Source organism: Elusimicrobiota bacterium (assembly GCA_026388155.1).
Taxonomy (GTDB): domain Bacteria; phylum Elusimicrobiota; class Elusimicrobia; order Elusimicrobiales; family UBA9959; genus UBA9634.
Genome location: JAPLKI010000025.1, coordinates 457,302 through 475,931 on the forward strand (window position 1 = coordinate 457,302; position 18,630 = coordinate 475,931).

Sequence of the window (18,630 nt, forward strand, 5' to 3'; positions counted from 1 at the left end):
AGGAGCGAAGCTCCTTTTGCTGCCACAGGTCTCAAGGCCGTTTGTTGGCTATAAGCCCTGATACGGCACTGCCATAGGCTTGTCACATGACACAAGCAAGAAAGAACACTGAAGGGTTGAAGTTTCAGGGAGAGAAGATTGAGCGGTAAGTTATAAGGACTTTATACAACTTTCTCTTTTCCCTTACTTGTGACCTGTGACTTGTGACTTATAGCCTTAACTCGTGTCTACCCTTTTAATTTATATAATTTGATCATGCCGCCGAAATGTCTGTCAGAAAACGACACAAGTCTTATTGAAAAAAAATTCAGGAAAGTTTACGCTTACCGCGGCAACGCCGTGGCCCTGCGGGCGGACGAAGTGCTCCTGCCGAACGGAAGGAAGGGCACGCGCGAGTTTTTAGAGCATCCGGGCGCGGTGGCCGTGCTGCCGGTGCTTGACGACGGCCGGCTGATCTTTGTGCGGCAATACCGCTACCCGGTCGGCCGCGTGACTCTTGAAATACCCGCTGGCAAAATGCATTCCCTTAAAGATTCCCCGCTTAAGCGGGTCAAAGCGGAGCTTAAAGAAGAAACCGGCTGCACCGCGAAAACCATCGAACCACTGCTGGATTTCTGGCCGACCCCCGCGTTTTCGGACGAATTGCTGCGAATTTATCTGGCCTTCGGCATAAGGCACGGACAGGCTAGCCCCGACGAGGACGAATTTTTGAAAGTGGAAATACTCAGCTTTAAAAAAGCCTGGGCCATGCTGGAACGCGGCGAAATAAAAGACTCAAAAACCATCATAGCCCTGCAGGCGTATGAACGTCAGGGGAGAGGGATTAGGGGATAGGGGTTAGGGAAAGAGTTCCTTATAAACTCTACCCTAGCCCTATGCGCTATAAATATCACTGATAGGAGTGTTTACAATGAAATTTACTGAAACAGACCGGCTTTGTGTTAATGCTCTTCGGGTTTTTTCTATTGATATGATCGAAAAGGCCAATTCCGGCCACCCGGGCCTGCCTTTGGGCGCGGCTCCGCTTGCCTACGCTGTTTGGGCCGGCCACCTGAAATACGCGCCAAAAGATACGGATTGGTTCGACAGGGACCGTTTTGTGCTTTCCGCCGGGCATGGCTCGGCGCTTTTATACTCGCTTCTGTATTTTTACGGCACGGGTCTCACAATTGAGGATCTGCGCAATTTCCGGCAGCTTGACAGCCTCACGCCCGGCCACCCGGAGCGCGGACATACCGCGGGCGTTGAAACCACGACAGGGCCGCTGGGCCAGGGATTTGCCAATGCCGTGGGCATGGCGCTGGCTGAAAAAAAACTTTCGGAGCTCCTTAACGAAGCGGAAAATAAAATTATTGACCATTACACCTACGCGCTCGTGGGCGACGGGGATTTGATGGAAGGCATTTCCTATGAAGCCGCCTCACTTGCAGGGCACCTGAGGCTTGGCAAGCTTATCTGCCTTTACGACTCAAATTCAATAACCATAGAGGGCTCCACCTCGCTTGCGTTCACGGAGGACATAAAAAAAAGATTCCAGTCGCAAGGCTGGCAGACGCTGGAAGTTGCGGACGGAAACGATCTGGAACTTATTGACAAAGCCATAAGGAAAGCGAAAAGGGAAACACAAAAGCCTTCGCTGATCATCGCAAAAACGCATATAGGTTTCGCAAGCCCGAAACAGGACACCAGCGCCGTGCACGGCGAGCCGCTTAAAAAAGATGAGGTACTGCTGACAAAGAAAAGCCTGGGCTGGCCGCAAATACCCCCTTTTACCGCGCCGCCGGAAGTGGAAAAGCATTTTAAAGCGCTGGCGGCCAAAGGAAACAGGGCCCGGAATAAATGGCTTAAGCTGGCGGAGGCCCATCAGTCAGCCTGCCCGCAAAAGGCCGCTCTGCTAAAAACTTTTTTGGACGGCGGCTTGCCCGAAGACCTGCTTTCGCCTGAAAGCGCGGGTTTTGACAAGCCTACGGCCACAAGGGAGGCCTCGCATAAAGCGATAAACCTGCTGGCGGCAAAGCTGCCTAATTTTATAGGCGGCTCGGCGGACCTTGCCCCATCCACAAAAACGGATTTTACGGCTGAACCGGAGCGCACTCTGCATTTCGGCATCAGGGAACACGCCATGGGCGCCATAGTAAACGGCCTGGTTTTGCACGGCGGGCTGAGGGCCTTCGGCTCCACCTTCCTGGTATTCTCGGATTATATGCGCCCCGCCATACGCCTGGCCGCGCTTATGGGCATTCCTTCCATTTTTGTTTTCACCCACGACAGTATCGGCTTGGGAGAAGACGGTCCCACCCACCAGCCGGTGGAGCACTTAATGAGCCTGCGCCTGATACCCGGCCTGACAGTGCTGCGGCCCGCGGACGCCTACGAGACTTTTTACGCCTGGGAAACGGCGCTCCGGCTGAACAAACCGGTATGCCTGGCGCTTTCAAGGCAGAAGCTGCCCGTTCTGTCCGCGTACGCCGACAGAATAAAAGCGGGCGTAAAACGCGGAGCCTACGCGCTTGAGGACGGAGGGCCGTCCCCCGCCGTGGAACTTATTTCCACGGGTTCCGAGGTCAGCCTGATACTTGAAGCGGCAAAAATACTGAGCACGCGCGGCATTGCGGCAAAAGTGGTGTCTATGCCTTCGGCGGAGATTTTTAACGCGCAGGACGAGTCCTACAAAAATTCCGTGCTGAAGCCCGGAGTGCCAAAACTTGCCGTGGAAGCGGGAAGAACTCAGGGTTGGAAAGACCTAGCCGCCGGCGCCGGAGCGATGGGGATTGAAACCTTCGGCAAATCCGCCCCCGCCGAAAAGATCTACAACGCCTTCGGCCTGACGCCAGAGAACATAGCGCGTGAAGCGGAAAAAATGTTGAAGATTTGATGTTTTACGCTACAAATTAGGGGTTTTCGCAACGCTTTTATTCCACCAGGTTGAGCTGATATTTACCATTTTTGTCGATTTCCGGCCCTAAGAATGATATTTTTCCGGCCGCGCTTAGTATATAAATTCCATCACCAGCGCCTATAATTAAGGAATCCCCGGCTCTTTGGATAACACTAATACCGACAGGCAATTCATAAGTAGTGATATTGTTGCTTACAATATCCAAAGCCGCCAAACCTCCGGAATAAGTATATCCTTCACCGATATGTTCCAATCCCATCCAAACCGTTTCTTTTTCGGCCAGAATGGCGGAACATGACCATTTAGCCGTTTGTGAAGAATATATGATGTCGAAAACTTTTTCTTTTAAGTCAAAATATCCGGCGGCGCCGACGCCGCATTCCCCTTCTCCGCCATAAAAATTCTTGCAGAACCAGATGCGGTCGTCCAGTTTTTGAAAAGGCCCTATTTTGTCATTCAGGCCGCAACCCTCGGCGGCCTTTTTCGGACGGAAACGCGTGAGTATGTCATTAGTCGGCACCGGCATTGGATAAAATTTACAAGTTTTGCCTCTGATTTCATAAATGCCGGTTACATGGGCTGTAGATGGCATCTCAGAATTCCATACAAAGAACCTGCGCAGTGGAACTCTGGAGCTATTTACTACATGTTCCGCAACGGCATAGCGCTCAAGAGCGCCTGCGTATGAATCCCACAACCAGAAGTGTTCCCCAGGATTATCCGTTTCGCATGGGCCTTCGTAGCCAACTGTTGCCGCATCTCCCTGAACGTGGCGTTCTTTGTCGCACTTCTCATATAAGAACCCATTATTTCTCATAAGTGCTTCAGTTGGGAAAAGCGAACAGGGGTCTTTCGCCGGGCGGAAATATCGCGAATCGGGGCCGCTGACTTTAGTCCAAACCTTCCCGTCAAAGGCATAGGTTTCCGTGTGCGTATACATCCGCAGGCCGCCGTCCTCAACTTTCGCCAGGGTGATACGGGAAAGTTTTTCTCCGCCTATACTGGTGATCCTTTCCCAATTCCCGGGGTCCGGATTCCCGTTTTTTAATCCCAGCCGGATTATAACCCCCTCATTACCGGACAAGCCGGACAGGTAAAGACTGTCACCGAACCTGGTGCTGATGTTTATGCTGACAGGCTTGTAGGAGACGGACTTAACAGGGGCTGAGGAAAGCTCATTGAAGAAATATTTGGTGCGGGCAAGTTCGCCGCCATAGTCTGCATCTTCCTGTACCACGGTGATATAATCCGGCCCGGCCGCTTTTATGTCAGGAATAGTGTTGCCTGGCGAAACAGAGTCAAACGTAGTGATACTTTTTACGAGTGTGCCGGAAGACGGGTTTACAAGGAAGAGCCTAAAAGTTTCACTAATCCAGGGGAAGCTGCCGGTGCCGACTAATATTGCTGAACGATGCGCCGAGATCGGATGGCTCGCTATGATGGCGACGCCTTCCAGCTTCGGGTTCTCCTTTTTTAAGGCAGCGGGAATACCATAAAGGTTTGTCGTGGAAATATCCATAGACTCAACTATGTCCTTGGCGGCAGCGGGGTCGGACAGAAGAATGGATAAAAAAACAGCAACCAGGGACATTTGCACGCGGATTGAGCACATAAAGTTATCCGGCTTACATCGGACCGCAGCCGGAGTAAAAAGAGCAGTAGGTATTTCCTTTGGTTCTTAATTTAGGAAGGATATGAAGCAGATGCTCCTGATATTCCTTCCCGTCCGGCCTGCCCAGCACTTCCGTGTAATACTTTATCGCATCAAGCCTGTGTTTTTCACTGTCTTTTATTAATGCTTCACCATCGGTTTTGTCAATACAATCGTACGTATCCAGAGATAGCCCCACGGAATAAGCACTCTCATTTGCTTTGCCCAGCAGGAATAAAATACGTGTCAGGAAAGGCGAACCCGCATGACCTGACAGAAACTGCTCTCCTTCTTTTATCACCATCAGGGAATCCAGTCCGCAGGTGCTGTCGCTAAAACCCCTTTCCATTTCCTTTAAAAAAGAGTATTGCCCCCAGTAAGAATCCGAGTATTTCCCGTAAACGTTAAAAAGCGAGTTTTTTACAGGGGCGTAACTGTCCCCCAAATATTGAAGTTCGTAAGGGATATTATTTTCTTTGAGTAGTGCAAGTTCAGGCAAAGCCAGTGGATTCACTCCGCCAGCAATAATCTGGTGATGCAAATCCTGGGTTATCCGGGGAAACATCCCATCTACAAGATATTTCTTCAAGACCAGAAAAAGCGCCCCGTTTTCGCCCTCGGGCATATTGGCCTCAATAGAATTCTTGGCGGCCAGCAGTTTGTCAACCGAGACGGTTGTATTGAGGTTTACACCGCTTGTCAGCATTTTTTTGATTTCTTCCCAGTCCGCGCCTATTATTTTTGCCGCCCCCCGCTGTTCCACGTCCGCGATCAGTTTTGCAGTCGTTCCGGAGAGATCGAAAAAATGTTTTGCGGTTGGTCCCTGATCTAAGTATCCATCTCTGTCTTTATGCTCAAGCCTGATCTTAAGACTGCGAATCACGCCGTGCTGCTCGTAATACATAAGCCCCGACAGTTTGCCTTTTTCCAGTTTTATTACATCGGTCCAATTAACTAACCCGGGGCTGAAACCATAGTCCGCAGGCTTCGTCTCAAAGCCGCTGCTTTTAAGCAAGTCAAGCGCGGCCTTTTGTTCAATCTCCTTGAAAATCTTCAGTTCGCCAGCCATTATAAGTTCTTTGGCGTCGGTCAAGGAGGGCACTGCATAGGAAAACAAATCTATTTCCATTCCCGGGCCTTTCCGTCTAAAACATTTTGAATAGGGAAGGGAAACAGCGTACTCCGGTTGGGAGAGCACGACCTTCCAGTTATTGTCCGGATTTATTTCGCCGGGCTCCTGATTGAAGGGAGCGTTTATCAGGGTGGAGATCAATTCCAGCGGGGTGTCTTTTTCCGTAAGTTCAAAGGTTTCCTGAGCCGCCGGCGCCGGTCCGGCCATTATCCCTTTCGTGGCTACGCCCATACCTAAACCCGATATCATTTGTCCGTAACTTGCAGACACCGCCTCCTTGCGTGGTTCTATTTGCCGCCCGGTGTAATACATTTTATAATGGATAAAAACTGCCACGGTAAGAAGCAGAGCGAAACCAACTATTTTTATAATAGTCACTCTGGTCATTGATGATAATCCCCCCGCTACTGCATCCTTTTTTCTGATTTCTCACCCCTCACCCCTCAGCCTTTCTTAGAACACCCTGGCTTTTTTCAGGCCGAAAAGAGAAAAGAGGGCAAAAAGCGCCAGCGGCCCGAATCCGGCCACCAGCGGAGGGAAAAACTCGGCGTTGCCCAAAGACTGCCCCATTATCATCCCCGCCCAGAATATAAAGCCCACCACCACGGCCAGGCCGAAGTTTAAAATGCGGCTTCCGCCCTTAATGAGAAGCACCATCATGGCGCCGATAAGCGCCATTATAAGGTTCGCAAGCGGAGCGGCCAGCTTGCAGTAAATAAGAGTAAGCTCGCTTACCACGGGCGAACCCACAGCGCTAAGACGTTTCACCCGCCTCAGAAGATCCGCGATTGAAACGCCCTCCGGCACCAGCAGTTCAAGCACCAGGCTGTCGGGCGGCACGGAAATACCGGACTGGTAAGCGCTGAATCTGGAACTGGACGGTTTGAGACTCGCGTCGTAGTTTATAAGCACTCCGTCCTCAAAAAGCCAGCGGCGCTCCGCCGCCTGCCACAAAGCCTTTCGGGCGTTTATCTCGACAAAAAGCCTGCCATCGCGGTAAATATTAGCCTGCACCCGCTCCATGGAGTTTTTCCTGCCGTCAAAAACATGGGCGGTTACAAAAACCTCCTCCCCGGCGGAAAAAACGACATCTTTTTTAGCCAATTCCTGCCAGTTTTCCTTTCCGCGCAGCTTGCCTTCAAAAAGAAATTTCGAACGCATATAAAATTGGGGAGCTACGGCCTCCTGCAGAACCAGCTGGAAGGCGGCGGTCATTACCGAGCAGAGCAGAAGCGGCTTAAGCATTTCAAAGGGGCGCCAGCCGCCGGCCATGCCCGCTTTCCATTCACCTCGCGAGAGCATTCCGCCCAAAGCGAACAGAACGCCAAGCAGCGTGGCCATTGGCGTCATTTTTACAAGGAAATACGGAAACTGATAAAGCAGATACCTGCCAAGCAATCCGATTCCGGAACTGGCTTTCATGAAAGAATTGAGCTTATCAAAAAAGCTGCCGAACAAAAGCAAGGCCGTAAAGACACCCAGGCCCAAAATGAAAGGCTCCCAGAAACTTCGCGCTATATAACGAAGGAATGTCTTATTCATGGTTTGGAAAGCGAACAGCAAATAGCGAATAGTTAACAGCGAATAACAGTGAATTGCCGCGTCTGACTTCCGACCTTTTATCTCGCATACAGGCGTTTTCTCCAGAGCCAGATACCTGCCGCCGCCGCAAAAACGGCAGGCGTAAAAACCGCCCACGGAAACAAAAAACTGTATTTTTTGGCCAGCACCACTCCGGTAAGCGTAAGGCCGTAGTAAAAAAAGATTATAAGCAGGCTGAGTGAAAACCCGGCGGAACGGCCTTTTTTGTCAAGCACCACTCCAAGCGGGGCGCCTATGAGAAAAAACACGATGGGCGTAAGGGCGAAAGTAAGGCGCGAAACTATCTCAACGCGGTAGCGGACCGCGTTTTCAGCGTTAATTACTCCGGCCTTAAGCCTGCCCAAAAGATCGGGACTTGAATACTCCATAGGGCTTAAGGCGCGCTGGTCTACATTCCCGGAAATAAAAGGAATAAGCGTCTTATATGCCGAAAATTCCCCGTAGATGAGTTTTTCGTCGTTTTTGCAGTCGGTCTGTGTAAACTGTCCCTTTGCGAGCGTTATCTCCATGCCTTTTTCCTGCACCATTTCGTAGCGGCCTTCGGCCGAGTTTATTTTATTCACATAAACGGGCGTTTCCCCTTTATTCAGGCGCTTTATCAACTGCACATAACGCAGTTTTCCGGTGATATTATTCACTTCCCTCGCGTAAATGACCCAGTCGGAAACTTTCTGAAAAGTGCGCGGTTTCAGTTCTATTTTAGTCACCCGGTTGAGCATGTAAAAGGTATAGTCGTTCGATTTTTTAAAGCCTTCAGGACCCAGCCAGTTGTTTACGGCCAGAAGCAGAAGGGAACATAGAACGGCCAGGGAAAATATCCGGGAAAGTATATCCGAGAACGAAAAACCTCCCGCGCGGAGCGCCACTATTTCCCCCTCCTGCGACATTTGGGCCAGGCTCAAAAGCAGGCCGAGCAGGAAAGCCAGCGGCAGCGACATCGAGACTATATTCGGCAGCAGATAGGCCATGCTTTTTGCGAGAAAATACAGGGAAAAACCGCCCAGGACCCCCTGGTTCACGATTTGCACAAAATTGAGCATCACAAAAAGCGCGGTAAAAATAAAAAGCGAAAGCGCAAAGAATTTGGCGAAGCTTCGCAGGATATAACGCTGGGCTATGGGAATTCGCATTTATTTATTCTATTATATATCTATTAAAGTCCGCCTCCGTCGGCGGGAGGTTATTTTTTTGACCAGGCGCCAAAGGCGCCGGCTATATTATATTATAAACCGGACCCGCGCGTGGAAAGCAAAAACAGTGAAACCATTATCCGCAGTTCTGATTTCCTTCTGCCTGCTTCAGGGGTTTTCACCGGCCCGGGCTGAAGACAATTTCCTGGCCCCGGCATCCGCCACAGGCGCCGGGGGGCGTTTTTTGCTGCTTGAGCGCCCTGACCCCCAAACCATCCTGAACACTATGCAGGCCGACACCGCGCCGGTGCAGGGCTCCGCCCTTGAAAACATGGAAAACGATCTTCCCCTTTCAGACTACTCGCAAGGCGACTGGAACCGGGTGCGTGAGGATATAGAGACCGGGGGGGCAAGGCAAAACTATATCCCGGAAACCGATTTTTCCCTTTCCACCTCCGCTCCCAGCGCCCCTCCCCCCGAGGTGGAATTTAAAGACTCCGGGACCTCGCTTTCCGTCACGGGCAGAAAGGTGATCTCGCTTAATTACAGCGGAAAGAGATTTATTAACGACCAGAAAACAGTTACCAGGCCCAGATCGTTAAGCCTTTTTGAAATCACCCAGCAGATGCAGGTGAGGATGCAGGGCAAGGTGGGCCAAAAAATAAGCGTGAATGTGGACTACGACGACACCAAGCAGGACAAGCAGGATATTTCGGTGGTTTACCAGGGCGAACCCAATGAGGTGGTGCAGAATGTTTCCTTCGGCGACATAGACCTTTCACTGCCGGCCACGGAATTTGTTTCTTACAATAAACAGCTGTTCGGCATAAGAGCGGACTTACAAACCAACCATTTCAAAATGACCTTCGTAGGCTCGCGCACCAAGGGTCTGACCAAAACCAAGCAGTTTACGGGCAACACCCAGTTTCAGGGCGTGGACCTGCTTGATACCAATTATCTGCGCCGCAAGTATTATGATGTGGCTTTCAGGGATTCGGCCGGCAACGCCGCGCTTGGCCGCCTGCCCATAAAGGCGGGGTCGGAAAAAATTTATATCGACCAGCAGAACCAGACGCCCGTGGACAACATAACCGTTTTCGATAAAACCGCGAACGATCTGGATGTGCCCGCGTCCTCTTACACGGGGCGTTTCCAGCTTCTGAACCCGGGCATAGACTATGTTATGGATTATGTAAAGGGCATAGTGACTTTCAACCGGACACTGAACTCGCAGGACGTGGTTATTATCGACTACATAAACGCCAATGGAAGCAGCCTGGTGCAAAATTCCACCTCAAGCCTCGCCGACACTTCTGTAGTAAACGGACTCTACAAGCTGATAAAAAACCCGAGTGATATATATATTTCACAAGCCGGAGACAAGCGTGAATTGAAAACTTATTATTCCATAGGCCAGACGAACATTGTGCACGACGACGGAAGAGGAAATTTTACCCTAAAGGTTAAAGACCAGAACCGCAACGATGTGGGAACTTCCCTGAACCCGACTCAGACCTATCCGGATGACATGGACGTGGACTTTGACCAGGGCATAATAACCCTTAAACATCCTTTTGGAACATCCGCCGCAGATCCCGCCCCCGACAAACAGATATATTCGGACTCGCCTTCTTCAAAACGGCTGATACGGGTGGAATACTATTATCGCTTCAAAACTTTCCTGCTTGAGCCGAGCATTGTTTTACAGTCGGAATCCGTGCTGGTGGACGGAGTTAAACTTACCCGGAATCAGGATTACTTCATCGACTATGATTCCGGCTTTATCACTTTCTACTACCCGGACAGGATAACACAGAACTCAAAGATAGATCTGACTTACGAGGTTGCGCCTTTCGGCGGCCTGGGTAACCAGTCGCTGGCAGGCGGACGGATTTCCTATGATCTCAGCAGACACCTTTCGCTTGGCTCAACCTTGCTTTATCAGGGCGGCATAAAATCCGCTTCAGTGCCCAATGTGGCCGATCTCACCAACAGCATGACGGTTTATGAAGGCGACGCGCAGTTAAAAGACCTGAACATCCTCGGCTTGAAAATGAACCTGTCGGGCGAGTTGGCGCAGTCAAAAACAAACCCCAATTTAAACGATTACGCCCTGATAGACAACATGGAGGGTGTAAAACAGGAAGACTCCCCCTCATTTGACAAAAACTACTGGTTTATAGCCGCAAACCCCATGCTCGGGCCGGCCGATCCGAACGCGCTCAAGCCAGATTGGAACAGCGAGGATGTGAAAGCCCGCGACATCAATTCGCAAGCCACATCCGACGGCACACAGCAGGTGTTGACCGTCCATTACGATTTTAATGTGTCCTCGGAAGTCTCCATCGTTTATCCGCTGTCAGCCACGGGGCTGGATTTCTCGCAAAAAACCTCGCTTGAACTTGTGCTGTATGGAGAGAATTCCGATTCCGCCGGAAACCAGGGGCCGGAATTGAACATTCACTTCGGCCAGATAAATGAGGACGCCGACGGAACAGGCGGAATCGGGCATACTCTCACCTGCGCGAGCGGCCTGACGCTTCCTTCAGATTCCCCAAAAAGCGAAGACTTAAACTGCGACGGGCAGGTGTCTTCGGCGGAGGACATCGGCTGGCTCTACGCTCCGCCCGGCCGGGCGCAGGCGCGCTACGGCGGGAACAACGGCCGCCTGGACTCGGAAGACTTAAACAAGAACGGCCGCCTGGACGCGCAGGACTTCACCGGCGGAGATTTCGGTTATGTAAGCGCCTCGCTTTTCAGGGACACCACGGATCTGCTCTCTAAAAACAAGGTGAATTTCTCCGGCTGGCGCACGCTGCAGGCGCCTATGCCCATAGCATCGACCGACAGTTATAAATGGAGCGACATAAAGCAGGTGCGGCTCAGCCTGACGCAGACTCCGGGGGGAGCGACCAGGGGCGTTATAAAAATAGCGCGTCTGGCGGCCGTGGGAAATACCTGGACGGTCCAGCCAAGCGCCACCGTGGGGTCGCTGCAGACGCTCGCGGTGAACAATATTGACAACCCCGGCTATATTCCTATTTATTCGGCCGGCGGGGACGCAACGACCGTATTCAACGAACTCTACGGCTCGGTTTCAGACCAGCAAAACGCGAATAATTCGAAAAATCTGGTGGAGCAGGCGCTCTCAATCACTTACTCTGATATCGCTTCCACCTCCACGGCCTATGTTTACAGAAAATTCACCCGCCCCATAGATATTTCACAGCACAAACAATTCCGCTTACTCCTCAAGCCTCAGGCGCTGGACAATGGCGCCAGTTTTTATCTGCAGCTGGGAGACGAAAACAACTACTTCAGGGCCGAAGTGCCGCTCGACACCTCGCACACCGGCTGGCGCCTTATTACCCTGGACCAGGTGGATCTGACCGGCGACAATGTTCCTGACGTCTGGGACGGCTCTAATTACAATATAACAGTTTCTTCAAAAGGCACCCCAAGCCTGCAGCAGGTGTCCCAGATCGTGCTTGGCATAAAAACCGCGGACGGGTCCTCCCACAGTGGCACGGTTTACATAGACGAAATACACCTGGCCAAATCCATTACGCGCACCGGCAATGCCCGGAAGGTGGAGGGAAACTTTGAAGTGCCGGGCTGGATGAGTTTTGGCGGCAAATACCGCTATGTGGACCGCGGTTTCCAAACGCCTGTATCGGCCATCACAAACCAGGACAATGAGCAGGATACAGGCTACCTTAATTTCACGCGGTTTTCCTTCTTCCCCATGAATTTCACCGCCGGCCAACAGCTCACAGTGACGCCGAACACGTTAGCCACGGGTTCAAACAACCTGGTAAACTCGCTCCAACAGGGCAAAGTAAAGGCCCTTAACGGTACGGCCGCGGGCACTTTAAATATTCCGGCTCTGCCGAAACTCGGCCTGAATTATTCAAAAAACATAACGGATTACAGCCTGCTGAGCCGGCGCGACGACAGGGACCTGTACACCGCGAGCCTCTCTTACCCGGTGCCCGTGAGATTCTTCCCCCTGCCCAAATCGCTGGATTTGAATTATTCTTTTGGCCGCAGCCAGGTAAATTACGACGCCTCCAAGCTGATCAATACCGCGGGGCTGTTCGGCACGGATGAAATAACCAACAACTACGGCGCGAAGCTAGCCTTCGTACCCTGGAACGGCTCATCCTTAAACCCGGGCTACACCCTGCAGCAGGTGAAAGAGAAACGCACCACGCTTTCATTACCCGGGACCGAAGAGAACTATCCCAAATCCCGGCAGCAGACCGTGGACTTTAATTCAAATTTTCAGATAGTCAAGTGGTTCAATCCATCGGTTAATTATTCCGTCACAACCATGGAAAACAACAACCTTACTGTCTCCACTTTAACGATGGTCAGCGCTTTGGGTGTGTCCTCGAAACCGTTTAACGCCGGCGACATAAAAACAGTGACCCGCAACGCCCAGGGCGGAGTGAGCCTGACGCTTAACGCCAACGACCTCGTGCCGTCAAACAAGCTCCTGCGCTCCATGGTGCTGTCTTCAAATTACCAGATACAGGACGGCGATTCCTGGCAGAATGTGGAAAAAGAGTACGACACCAGCTCAAAGCTCTGGCTGCGTTCGGCGCTGCGCCCCCAAAACCCGTTCGCCCAGCGCAATTCAATAACTCTGCGCGACACGGTAAATTCCACCCAGCGCTGGCAGCCCTTTGAGGGATTCGCTTTCAAGGGGGCGGCCTCCGCGCTGAACACCATGTCGTTGACCAACAACTTTACCAACTCGGTTCAGCGTTCCGAGGTTACCGGCACGATTTCAAAAAGCGTCACCCGCACTTTCCCGGATCTTATAGTTTCGCTGTCGCAGCTGGAAGCGCTTCTCCGCGCGCGAAAATGGGCGCAGAACGCCACTATAAATCTTAAATACTCCCACAACAAGAACGAGTCCGTTAATATAAGTCTGGCCGACGCGGATACCTATGGCATGGACATGCGTTTTAAACTGCTGAATTATATGGACACGGCATTGAGCTATAACCTGCGCACAGCGGACACGAAGGATCTGCACGCCGGCAAGCTGGTGCAAAGCTCAGTGCACAACGACGCCACCCTGCAAGGCACTTTGGATTACAAAAAATTCCGGTTTACTCCGAAGGTGGACTATGTCTCGGATGTGGCAAAGGGCGCGCTCGGAGTGGTGAACCAGAACACCGTAACACTGACTCCCAGTCTCCTTATTAAGACCGATCTGCAGATACCGAAAGGACTGAAATTGCCTTTCTTCAAAGACACTATGGTACTTACCAACCGCATAGTGTGGACTACAACTTTAAGTTACGCTATAAAAACATCGCCAATTACCATAGCCGATAATAACAGGCTGTTCTCGCTCAATTCAAGCGCCGATTATGAACTGGCAACGAACCTGCGCATGACCTTTAATCTGGGGCTGCAGCGGCTATGGCACAAATATCTCAAGGAAGAGGAATATCTCTCCTACCAGGCAGGCTCCACGATGACGTTCCAGTTCTAGACCAGCGCCCTGGCGCTGGTCTAGCCATAGGCTTTACGCCGTAAGCCATAAGCTTTTAGGGAGCTCCTTCAAGCCTATGGCCTACGGCTTACGGCCTAAAGCAAACGATTTTTTAACGATTTATGAAAGCTTTACCTGCAATATGGAAATATTTTCTTCATGTCCTGCTTCCTAAAACCTGCCTCCACTGCCTTAAAGACCTGCCCTGGGAAAGCAACAAATCGCTTTGCTCCGTTTGCGAAGGCGCTCTTGAACCGCTGCCTGAACTGCACTGCGCGCGCTGCGGCCTGCCGCTGAAATCGGGCGGCCAAACCTGTTATGACTGCCGCGGGCAAAAAAGCGCGGCCGCGGCGCTTGAACTGGCGCGCTCAGCCTTTGTTTTCAACGCGGAACTGCGCTCTCTCATTCACGCTTTCAAATACTCCCGGATGGAAAGCCTCTGCGGCCCGCTTTCCGAAGCCATGGCCGGCGCATGGGACCGTTTCCCCGAACTGAAGGACTATAACTTCGTTTTGGCCGTACCGCTCCACCCGGCCAAGAAAAAGGAACGCGGGTTCAACCAGTCGGAGCTGCTGGCCGAAAAACTGGCCGCCGCAAAACATCTTTTTCTGCTTAAAAATTCGGCCGCGCGCGCGCTTAACACAAAACCGCAGGTCTCACTTTCAAAAGAAGAAAGGGCCAGCAACATGAAAAGCGCGTTTAAAATAACCCGGCCGGAACTGGTCAAAGGAAGGAAGATACTGCTGATAGACGATGTCGCCACTACACTTTCAACTTTGGAGGAATTGGCGCGCGAATTAAAAAAGAATGGCGCCAAAGGCGTGGCGGCACTAACGCTGGCAAGGGAACCGTAAAGGGCAGGGGCGAGGGGCGAGGGGCTAGCGGATAGGGTAAAGGATGCAGGGGAATAAGGAATTCCTTCCCTAACCCCTATTCGCTATTCGCTAAACGCTGCCTTAAAACTCCACGTCAAAAATGTAGGAACAGTAGGGCGGCATCTGCTGGAGTTTCAGGCCCGGGGAAACATCTTCAGCCTTGAAGGAAAAGAAGCGGTCTGAAATTTCCTCAAAAAGGGCCGCGTTCTCACCCTGCGCTTTCACGGACACATTCACTACCCCGCAGGACGGGGCGGCGGAATAATTAACCGCCACTATCTTCATGGTGCGCCTTTGCACCCAGCTCCAGGCCAATATATTGCGGTTTGTATTATCCTGGGGGGAGCAGGCGCGCACCTCAAGCAAATTCCATTCTCCTCCGTGAAAAGCGGGATGATCGGTTATTTTTAAAAGTTTTTCGTAAAATTTCCTGACCGCCGTGTCCGGAACGCGGTTATAAATTTCCTTGAGCTGCAGCGGCACACGGTAGCGGATGCCGTCCAGCTGATTTTCATTATACAAGCGCAGGCCTTTAATGGTGGAAATAATAACGCCCGCGGCAAACGCCTTCTCCCGGCCAAAGACCGTTAAAGAGGGCTGTTCGTCGTGATTGTCAATAAAGCGCACCGAGCGTTTCTGGTAAAGTTTCTCCGCGCGCAAGTGCCCCTTAACATCCTGGGGCCCCAGAAAGCGCAGGCGGTCGTAGGTAACCTTGTCGTAAGTATAATCAAAATCCATCTGCTGCACGCGCCATTCAAGACCCCAGTAAACCTCGCCTAAAAATATAAATTCCGGATATTTTTCCTTCACGGACTTTATGGCGTCGTCCCAGAATTCACGCTCCGGCTTCTTGAAGCCCGCCTTGCCAAGAAGGTCGCCCCAGGTGGTTTCGTGTACGTCGTTTAAGGTGAGCATCACCATGTCGCAGCGCACTCCGTCCGACATTTCAGCCATGCGCATAAGGTTGAAAAGCATCTTTTCCCTGGTGGCGGGGTTGAAATAATTCAGCTGGGCGGTATCGGTCCAGGCCGGGAAATTCGGGTCGCGCCCGTAGGCGATGTAATTTTTCACCCCGTTTATCTCGCGCGGGAAAAACCAGCCCGGGTGGGCTTTAAAATCGTCTTCGCCGCCCCTGATAAAACACTCAGGCGCCTGGTCAACGCCGGGATTATCTTTTGAGGTATGATTTGAAACAAAATCAACTATCAGCTTCATGCCTATGGAATTAAGCTTTTCTTTCAGGGCTTTCAATTCCCATTCAAATCCGAGTTCCGGGTTGAGCTTATACTCAAACACGGCGTAAGGCGACGCGCCTATGGCCGAGCTTGTAAATTCCGGTGAGATTTTTTTTATTTCTTCAAGCAGACCGGCTGACTCGCGGGCAATGCGTTCCGATTCCGGGCTTGTCTGCCACACGCCAACCAGCCACACCATATCGATACCCAGGTGTTTCAGGCCCAGCCATTCGTCCTCAGGCACCGTGGAAAGCGTCATGTCGGCCATGGCGTACTTCTTACGAAGGTCTTTAAGCCAGAGCCTGGTATTGATTTCTATCAAGTGTGGATTGGCGCGCAGCACAAAATTCCTTAAAGCATATAACCGGCTCTGCCCAAAAAGCCGGTAACGCCGTGAGATCGATGGAATCTCTCGTTAAGTTATGGAACCAGGGGCTATGACCAGCGCCCCTTTCCCCCCATATTCTACCAAATGCCCTTACTTTAAATCTATTATCCGGTATTCACCGCTCTGCAGGCCGGAACTGAAATTGAACGCGGGGATGTTAGCCCCGGTATAATTCCAGGTGATATTGCCTATAACCGCCTTCTTAAGCCCCGGAACCGTTTTAGACTTAAGGATATAGCCGACCCAGGTCTGTCCCTGCGGCGGCCAAAGCGGTTCTATATCATAGTCCCCAAGCTGCGCCCTTAAATCTCCGGAGGCTGAAAACACCGTCTGGTAGGTCTGTTTTACCCAGGGGTCCCCGCCCGACCAGTTTATCTCGCAGGGAACGCTGAAAGGAAGCGGCTTGGGCTCGCCGCCGGGTATGGAAGCGTCATATCCTACTTCCGCGCCCGAGTAGCTTATTACGGCGCCGGGATAAAGCATGGTCAGCATAAGAGCGGCCGGCAGCCTTTTGCCGTATATCTTTTCAGGAGCGGACTCGTCGTGATTGCCGACAAAATTCACGGAACCGGCCCCGCCCTTCTGCCAGGCCAGGAATGCGGCCCTGTTGACCGCGCTCTGCATCTCGCCGGAGTTCCCGCTCTCGGTAGCGTTATACCAGCCGGTCTGGCCTTCCGGCCGGCCGGTTTCGTACTTGCTGTACAGCGTGTCAAAACCGCAGGCTGCCAGATCTTCCTGGAAAGCGTAAGCTTCGCCCATGAAAGCCGCTGAAGGCTTGGCCGCTTTCACCGTCCAGATAAGCTGGCGGAAAAATTCATCGTGCGGCATGGACTTCTGCCAGGTGTGGGAGAACACATTGTTCAGCGCCAGGTAAGCCATGTCTACGCGGTAACCGTCCACGTCAAATTTTGTGACCCAGCCTTTTACAATGGCTGTCATGCGGTCGCGCAGGTTGCGGTTCGAGTAATTTATCTGGGCCGTGTCTATCCAGCTTGAAACGCCTCCTCCGTATTCAAAACCGCCGTGGTGCACGCAATATTTGGCGCCTTGCCAGGTATAGTCAAAATAGCCGTCTTTCGGGCAGGCGCCGTCGTAACGGAAACTGACGAAATAGTCCGGGTTTTCGGCCAGCAGCTTTGAATCAAGCGAGGTATGGTTGACCACGAAGTCGACTATGACTCTAAGGCCGGCCTGATGCGCCAGCGAGACGAATTTTTTAAAATCCTCCTCGGTGCCCAGATCCGGGTTGACGGTGGAATGGTCGCTTATGGAATAAGGCGAACCTCCGCCCGTGCCGGTCTGGCCGCGCACGCCTATGGGAAGTATCCCCATCGGCCACACGGTATCGAAGCCCATGCGCTTTATCACGTCAAAATCAGAAGCCCTGAAATCCCTGAAAAAAAGCGTTTTGGAAGGATCGCGCGGGGACTTGAAACCGGCGCTGGAGCGCCTTCCGGCCAGATTATAAGCGCGGGGGAAAAGCTCATAAATGCGGGCTTTCTTCGCCCAGGCGGCGGCATCGTATTTGGCTATATTCGCCTGAAGGCCTGAAACATAATTTTCAAGGATGGCGTTAAGCTTCGCGTTCTTTTCTTCCGGGGACATGGCCGAAGCTTTCAGGTTATTAAGCGCGGTCCTCAGGTCGGTAGTCCAGGAAACTTCTTTAAGCAAATCGTCCAGAAACACAAAATAATCGTTCATGTGATGCAGAAAAGGCCCCGTGCCGTATTTGCCCTCAAGCTCTTTTTTAGTCCATAAAAAGCCTTCAAGCCCCACGCTTTGCGCCTGGGCCGTCCAGCCTTCCCTGTCATTGGTGAACATAAACTGCCGCGCCTGGGGTATGGGGCCGTCCCACGCGCCGGAAGACATAATTTCCTTCATCTGCAGAAGGAACTGGGTATTTAAATCCGTCTTACCGCGTGAGCGCGACAGCTCAGCGACGGCCGCCGGTCCGGAACCGTCAAAAAGCGCGGCAGCGCCCTGCCTTTCCGTCTCAGGAGACGAAAAAACCGCGCAGGGTGCTGCTAACAAAACGGAAAACAGCACCTTTAAAAATAGTGATGGATTCATTCTCTGAAGTTATAAGGCATAAAAACCGGAAATTCAAGAGCAAAAAGGCCCACCGCGCAATTACCCAAAGGGCCTATAGCAGCAGGGGCTAGAGACGAGGGGTTAGAGGGTTAGGGAAAAGCAAGGGCAGACGGGAGAG

General features: G+C 51.9%; 10 protein-coding genes. 4 read left to right on the forward strand and 6 right to left on the reverse strand.

Features of this window, described 5'->3' with window-relative positions:
• Positions 1-255: 255 nt before the first annotated feature.
• Complete coding sequence (locus NTX59_14215; protein ID MCX5786833.1) at positions 256-834, forward strand: NUDIX hydrolase; 579 nt, start codon at positions 256-258, stop codon at positions 832-834.
• Between the two features lie 76 nt (positions 835-910).
• Positions 911-2,875 (forward strand): transketolase, encoded by a 1,965-nt coding sequence (gene tkt, locus NTX59_14220; GenBank protein ID MCX5786834.1) that lies wholly within the window; start codon positions 911-913, stop codon positions 2,873-2,875.
• Positions 2,876-2,912: 37 nt separating this feature from the next.
• On the opposite strand, the gene NTX59_14225 is transcribed toward tkt, so the two are convergent.
• The 4 genes from NTX59_14225 to NTX59_14240 form a co-directional block, all read right to left on the reverse strand.
• Positions 2,913-3,839 (reverse strand): hypothetical protein, encoded by a 927-nt coding sequence (locus NTX59_14225; protein ID MCX5786835.1) that lies wholly within the window; start codon positions 3,837-3,839, stop codon positions 2,913-2,915.
• Positions 3,840-4,524: 685 nt separating this feature from the next.
• The gene (locus tag NTX59_14230) at positions 4,525-6,069 is read right to left on the reverse strand and encodes a hypothetical protein (protein ID MCX5786836.1); all 1,545 of its coding nucleotides are present in this window, start codon (positions 6,067-6,069) and stop codon (positions 4,525-4,527) included.
• 66 nt (positions 6,070-6,135) lie between these two features.
• Positions 6,136-7,224 (reverse strand): LptF/LptG family permease, encoded by a 1,089-nt coding sequence (locus tag NTX59_14235; GenBank protein ID MCX5786837.1) that lies wholly within the window; start codon positions 7,222-7,224, stop codon positions 6,136-6,138.
• Positions 7,225-7,301: 77 nt separating this feature from the next.
• Positions 7,302-8,414 (reverse strand): LptF/LptG family permease, encoded by a 1,113-nt coding sequence (locus NTX59_14240; GenBank protein ID MCX5786838.1) that lies wholly within the window; start codon positions 8,412-8,414, stop codon positions 7,302-7,304.
• Between the two features lie 127 nt (positions 8,415-8,541).
• On the opposite strand from NTX59_14240, the gene NTX59_14245 reads away from it, so the two are divergent.
• Positions 8,542-13,923 carry a hypothetical protein gene (locus NTX59_14245; protein ID MCX5786839.1) on the forward strand — a complete coding sequence of 1,794 codons (5,382 nt, stop codon included), beginning with the start codon at positions 8,542-8,544 and terminating at the stop codon, positions 13,921-13,923.
• A gap of 122 nt (positions 13,924-14,045) precedes the next feature.
• Positions 14,046-14,777 carry a ComF family protein gene (locus NTX59_14250; GenBank protein ID MCX5786840.1) on the forward strand — a complete coding sequence of 244 codons (732 nt, stop codon included), beginning with the start codon at positions 14,046-14,048 and terminating at the stop codon, positions 14,775-14,777.
• A gap of 102 nt (positions 14,778-14,879) precedes the next feature.
• On the opposite strand, the gene NTX59_14255 is transcribed toward NTX59_14250, so the two are convergent.
• Positions 14,880-16,355, reverse strand: a complete 1,476-nt coding sequence (locus NTX59_14255) for an alpha-amylase family glycosyl hydrolase (protein ID MCX5786841.1) — start codon at positions 16,353-16,355, stop codon at positions 14,880-14,882.
• Positions 16,356-16,511: 156 nt separating this feature from the next.
• Positions 16,512-18,491 carry an alpha-amylase family glycosyl hydrolase gene (locus NTX59_14260; protein MCX5786842.1) on the reverse strand — a complete coding sequence of 660 codons (1,980 nt, stop codon included), beginning with the start codon at positions 18,489-18,491 and terminating at the stop codon, positions 16,512-16,514.
• Between the last annotated feature and the right edge of the window lie 139 nt (positions 18,492-18,630).

Excerpts from the sequence above, each read along its gene's own strand:
- NTX59_14215 (MCX5786833.1), top strand. The coding sequence starts at position 256 with ATGCCGCCGAAATGTCTGTCAGAAAACGACACAAGTCTTATTGAAAAA.
- NTX59_14240 (MCX5786838.1), bottom strand. The coding sequence starts at position 8,414 with ATGCGAATTCCCATAGCCCAGCGTTATATCCTGCGAAGCTTCGCCAAA.
- NTX59_14225 (MCX5786835.1), bottom strand. The coding sequence starts at position 3,839 with ATGTATACGCACACGGAAACCTATGCCTTTGACGGGAAGGTTTGGACT.
- NTX59_14260 (MCX5786842.1), bottom strand. The coding sequence starts at position 18,491 with ATGAATCCATCACTATTTTTAAAGGTGCTGTTTTCCGTTTTGTTAGCA.
- NTX59_14235 (MCX5786837.1), bottom strand. The coding sequence starts at position 7,224 with ATGAATAAGACATTCCTTCGTTATATAGCGCGAAGTTTCTGGGAGCCT.
- NTX59_14250 (MCX5786840.1), top strand. The coding sequence starts at position 14,046 with ATGAAAGCTTTACCTGCAATATGGAAATATTTTCTTCATGTCCTGCTT.
- tkt (MCX5786834.1), top strand. The coding sequence starts at position 911 with ATGAAATTTACTGAAACAGACCGGCTTTGTGTTAATGCTCTTCGGGTT.
- NTX59_14230 (MCX5786836.1), bottom strand. The coding sequence starts at position 6,069 with ATGACCAGAGTGACTATTATAAAAATAGTTGGTTTCGCTCTGCTTCTT.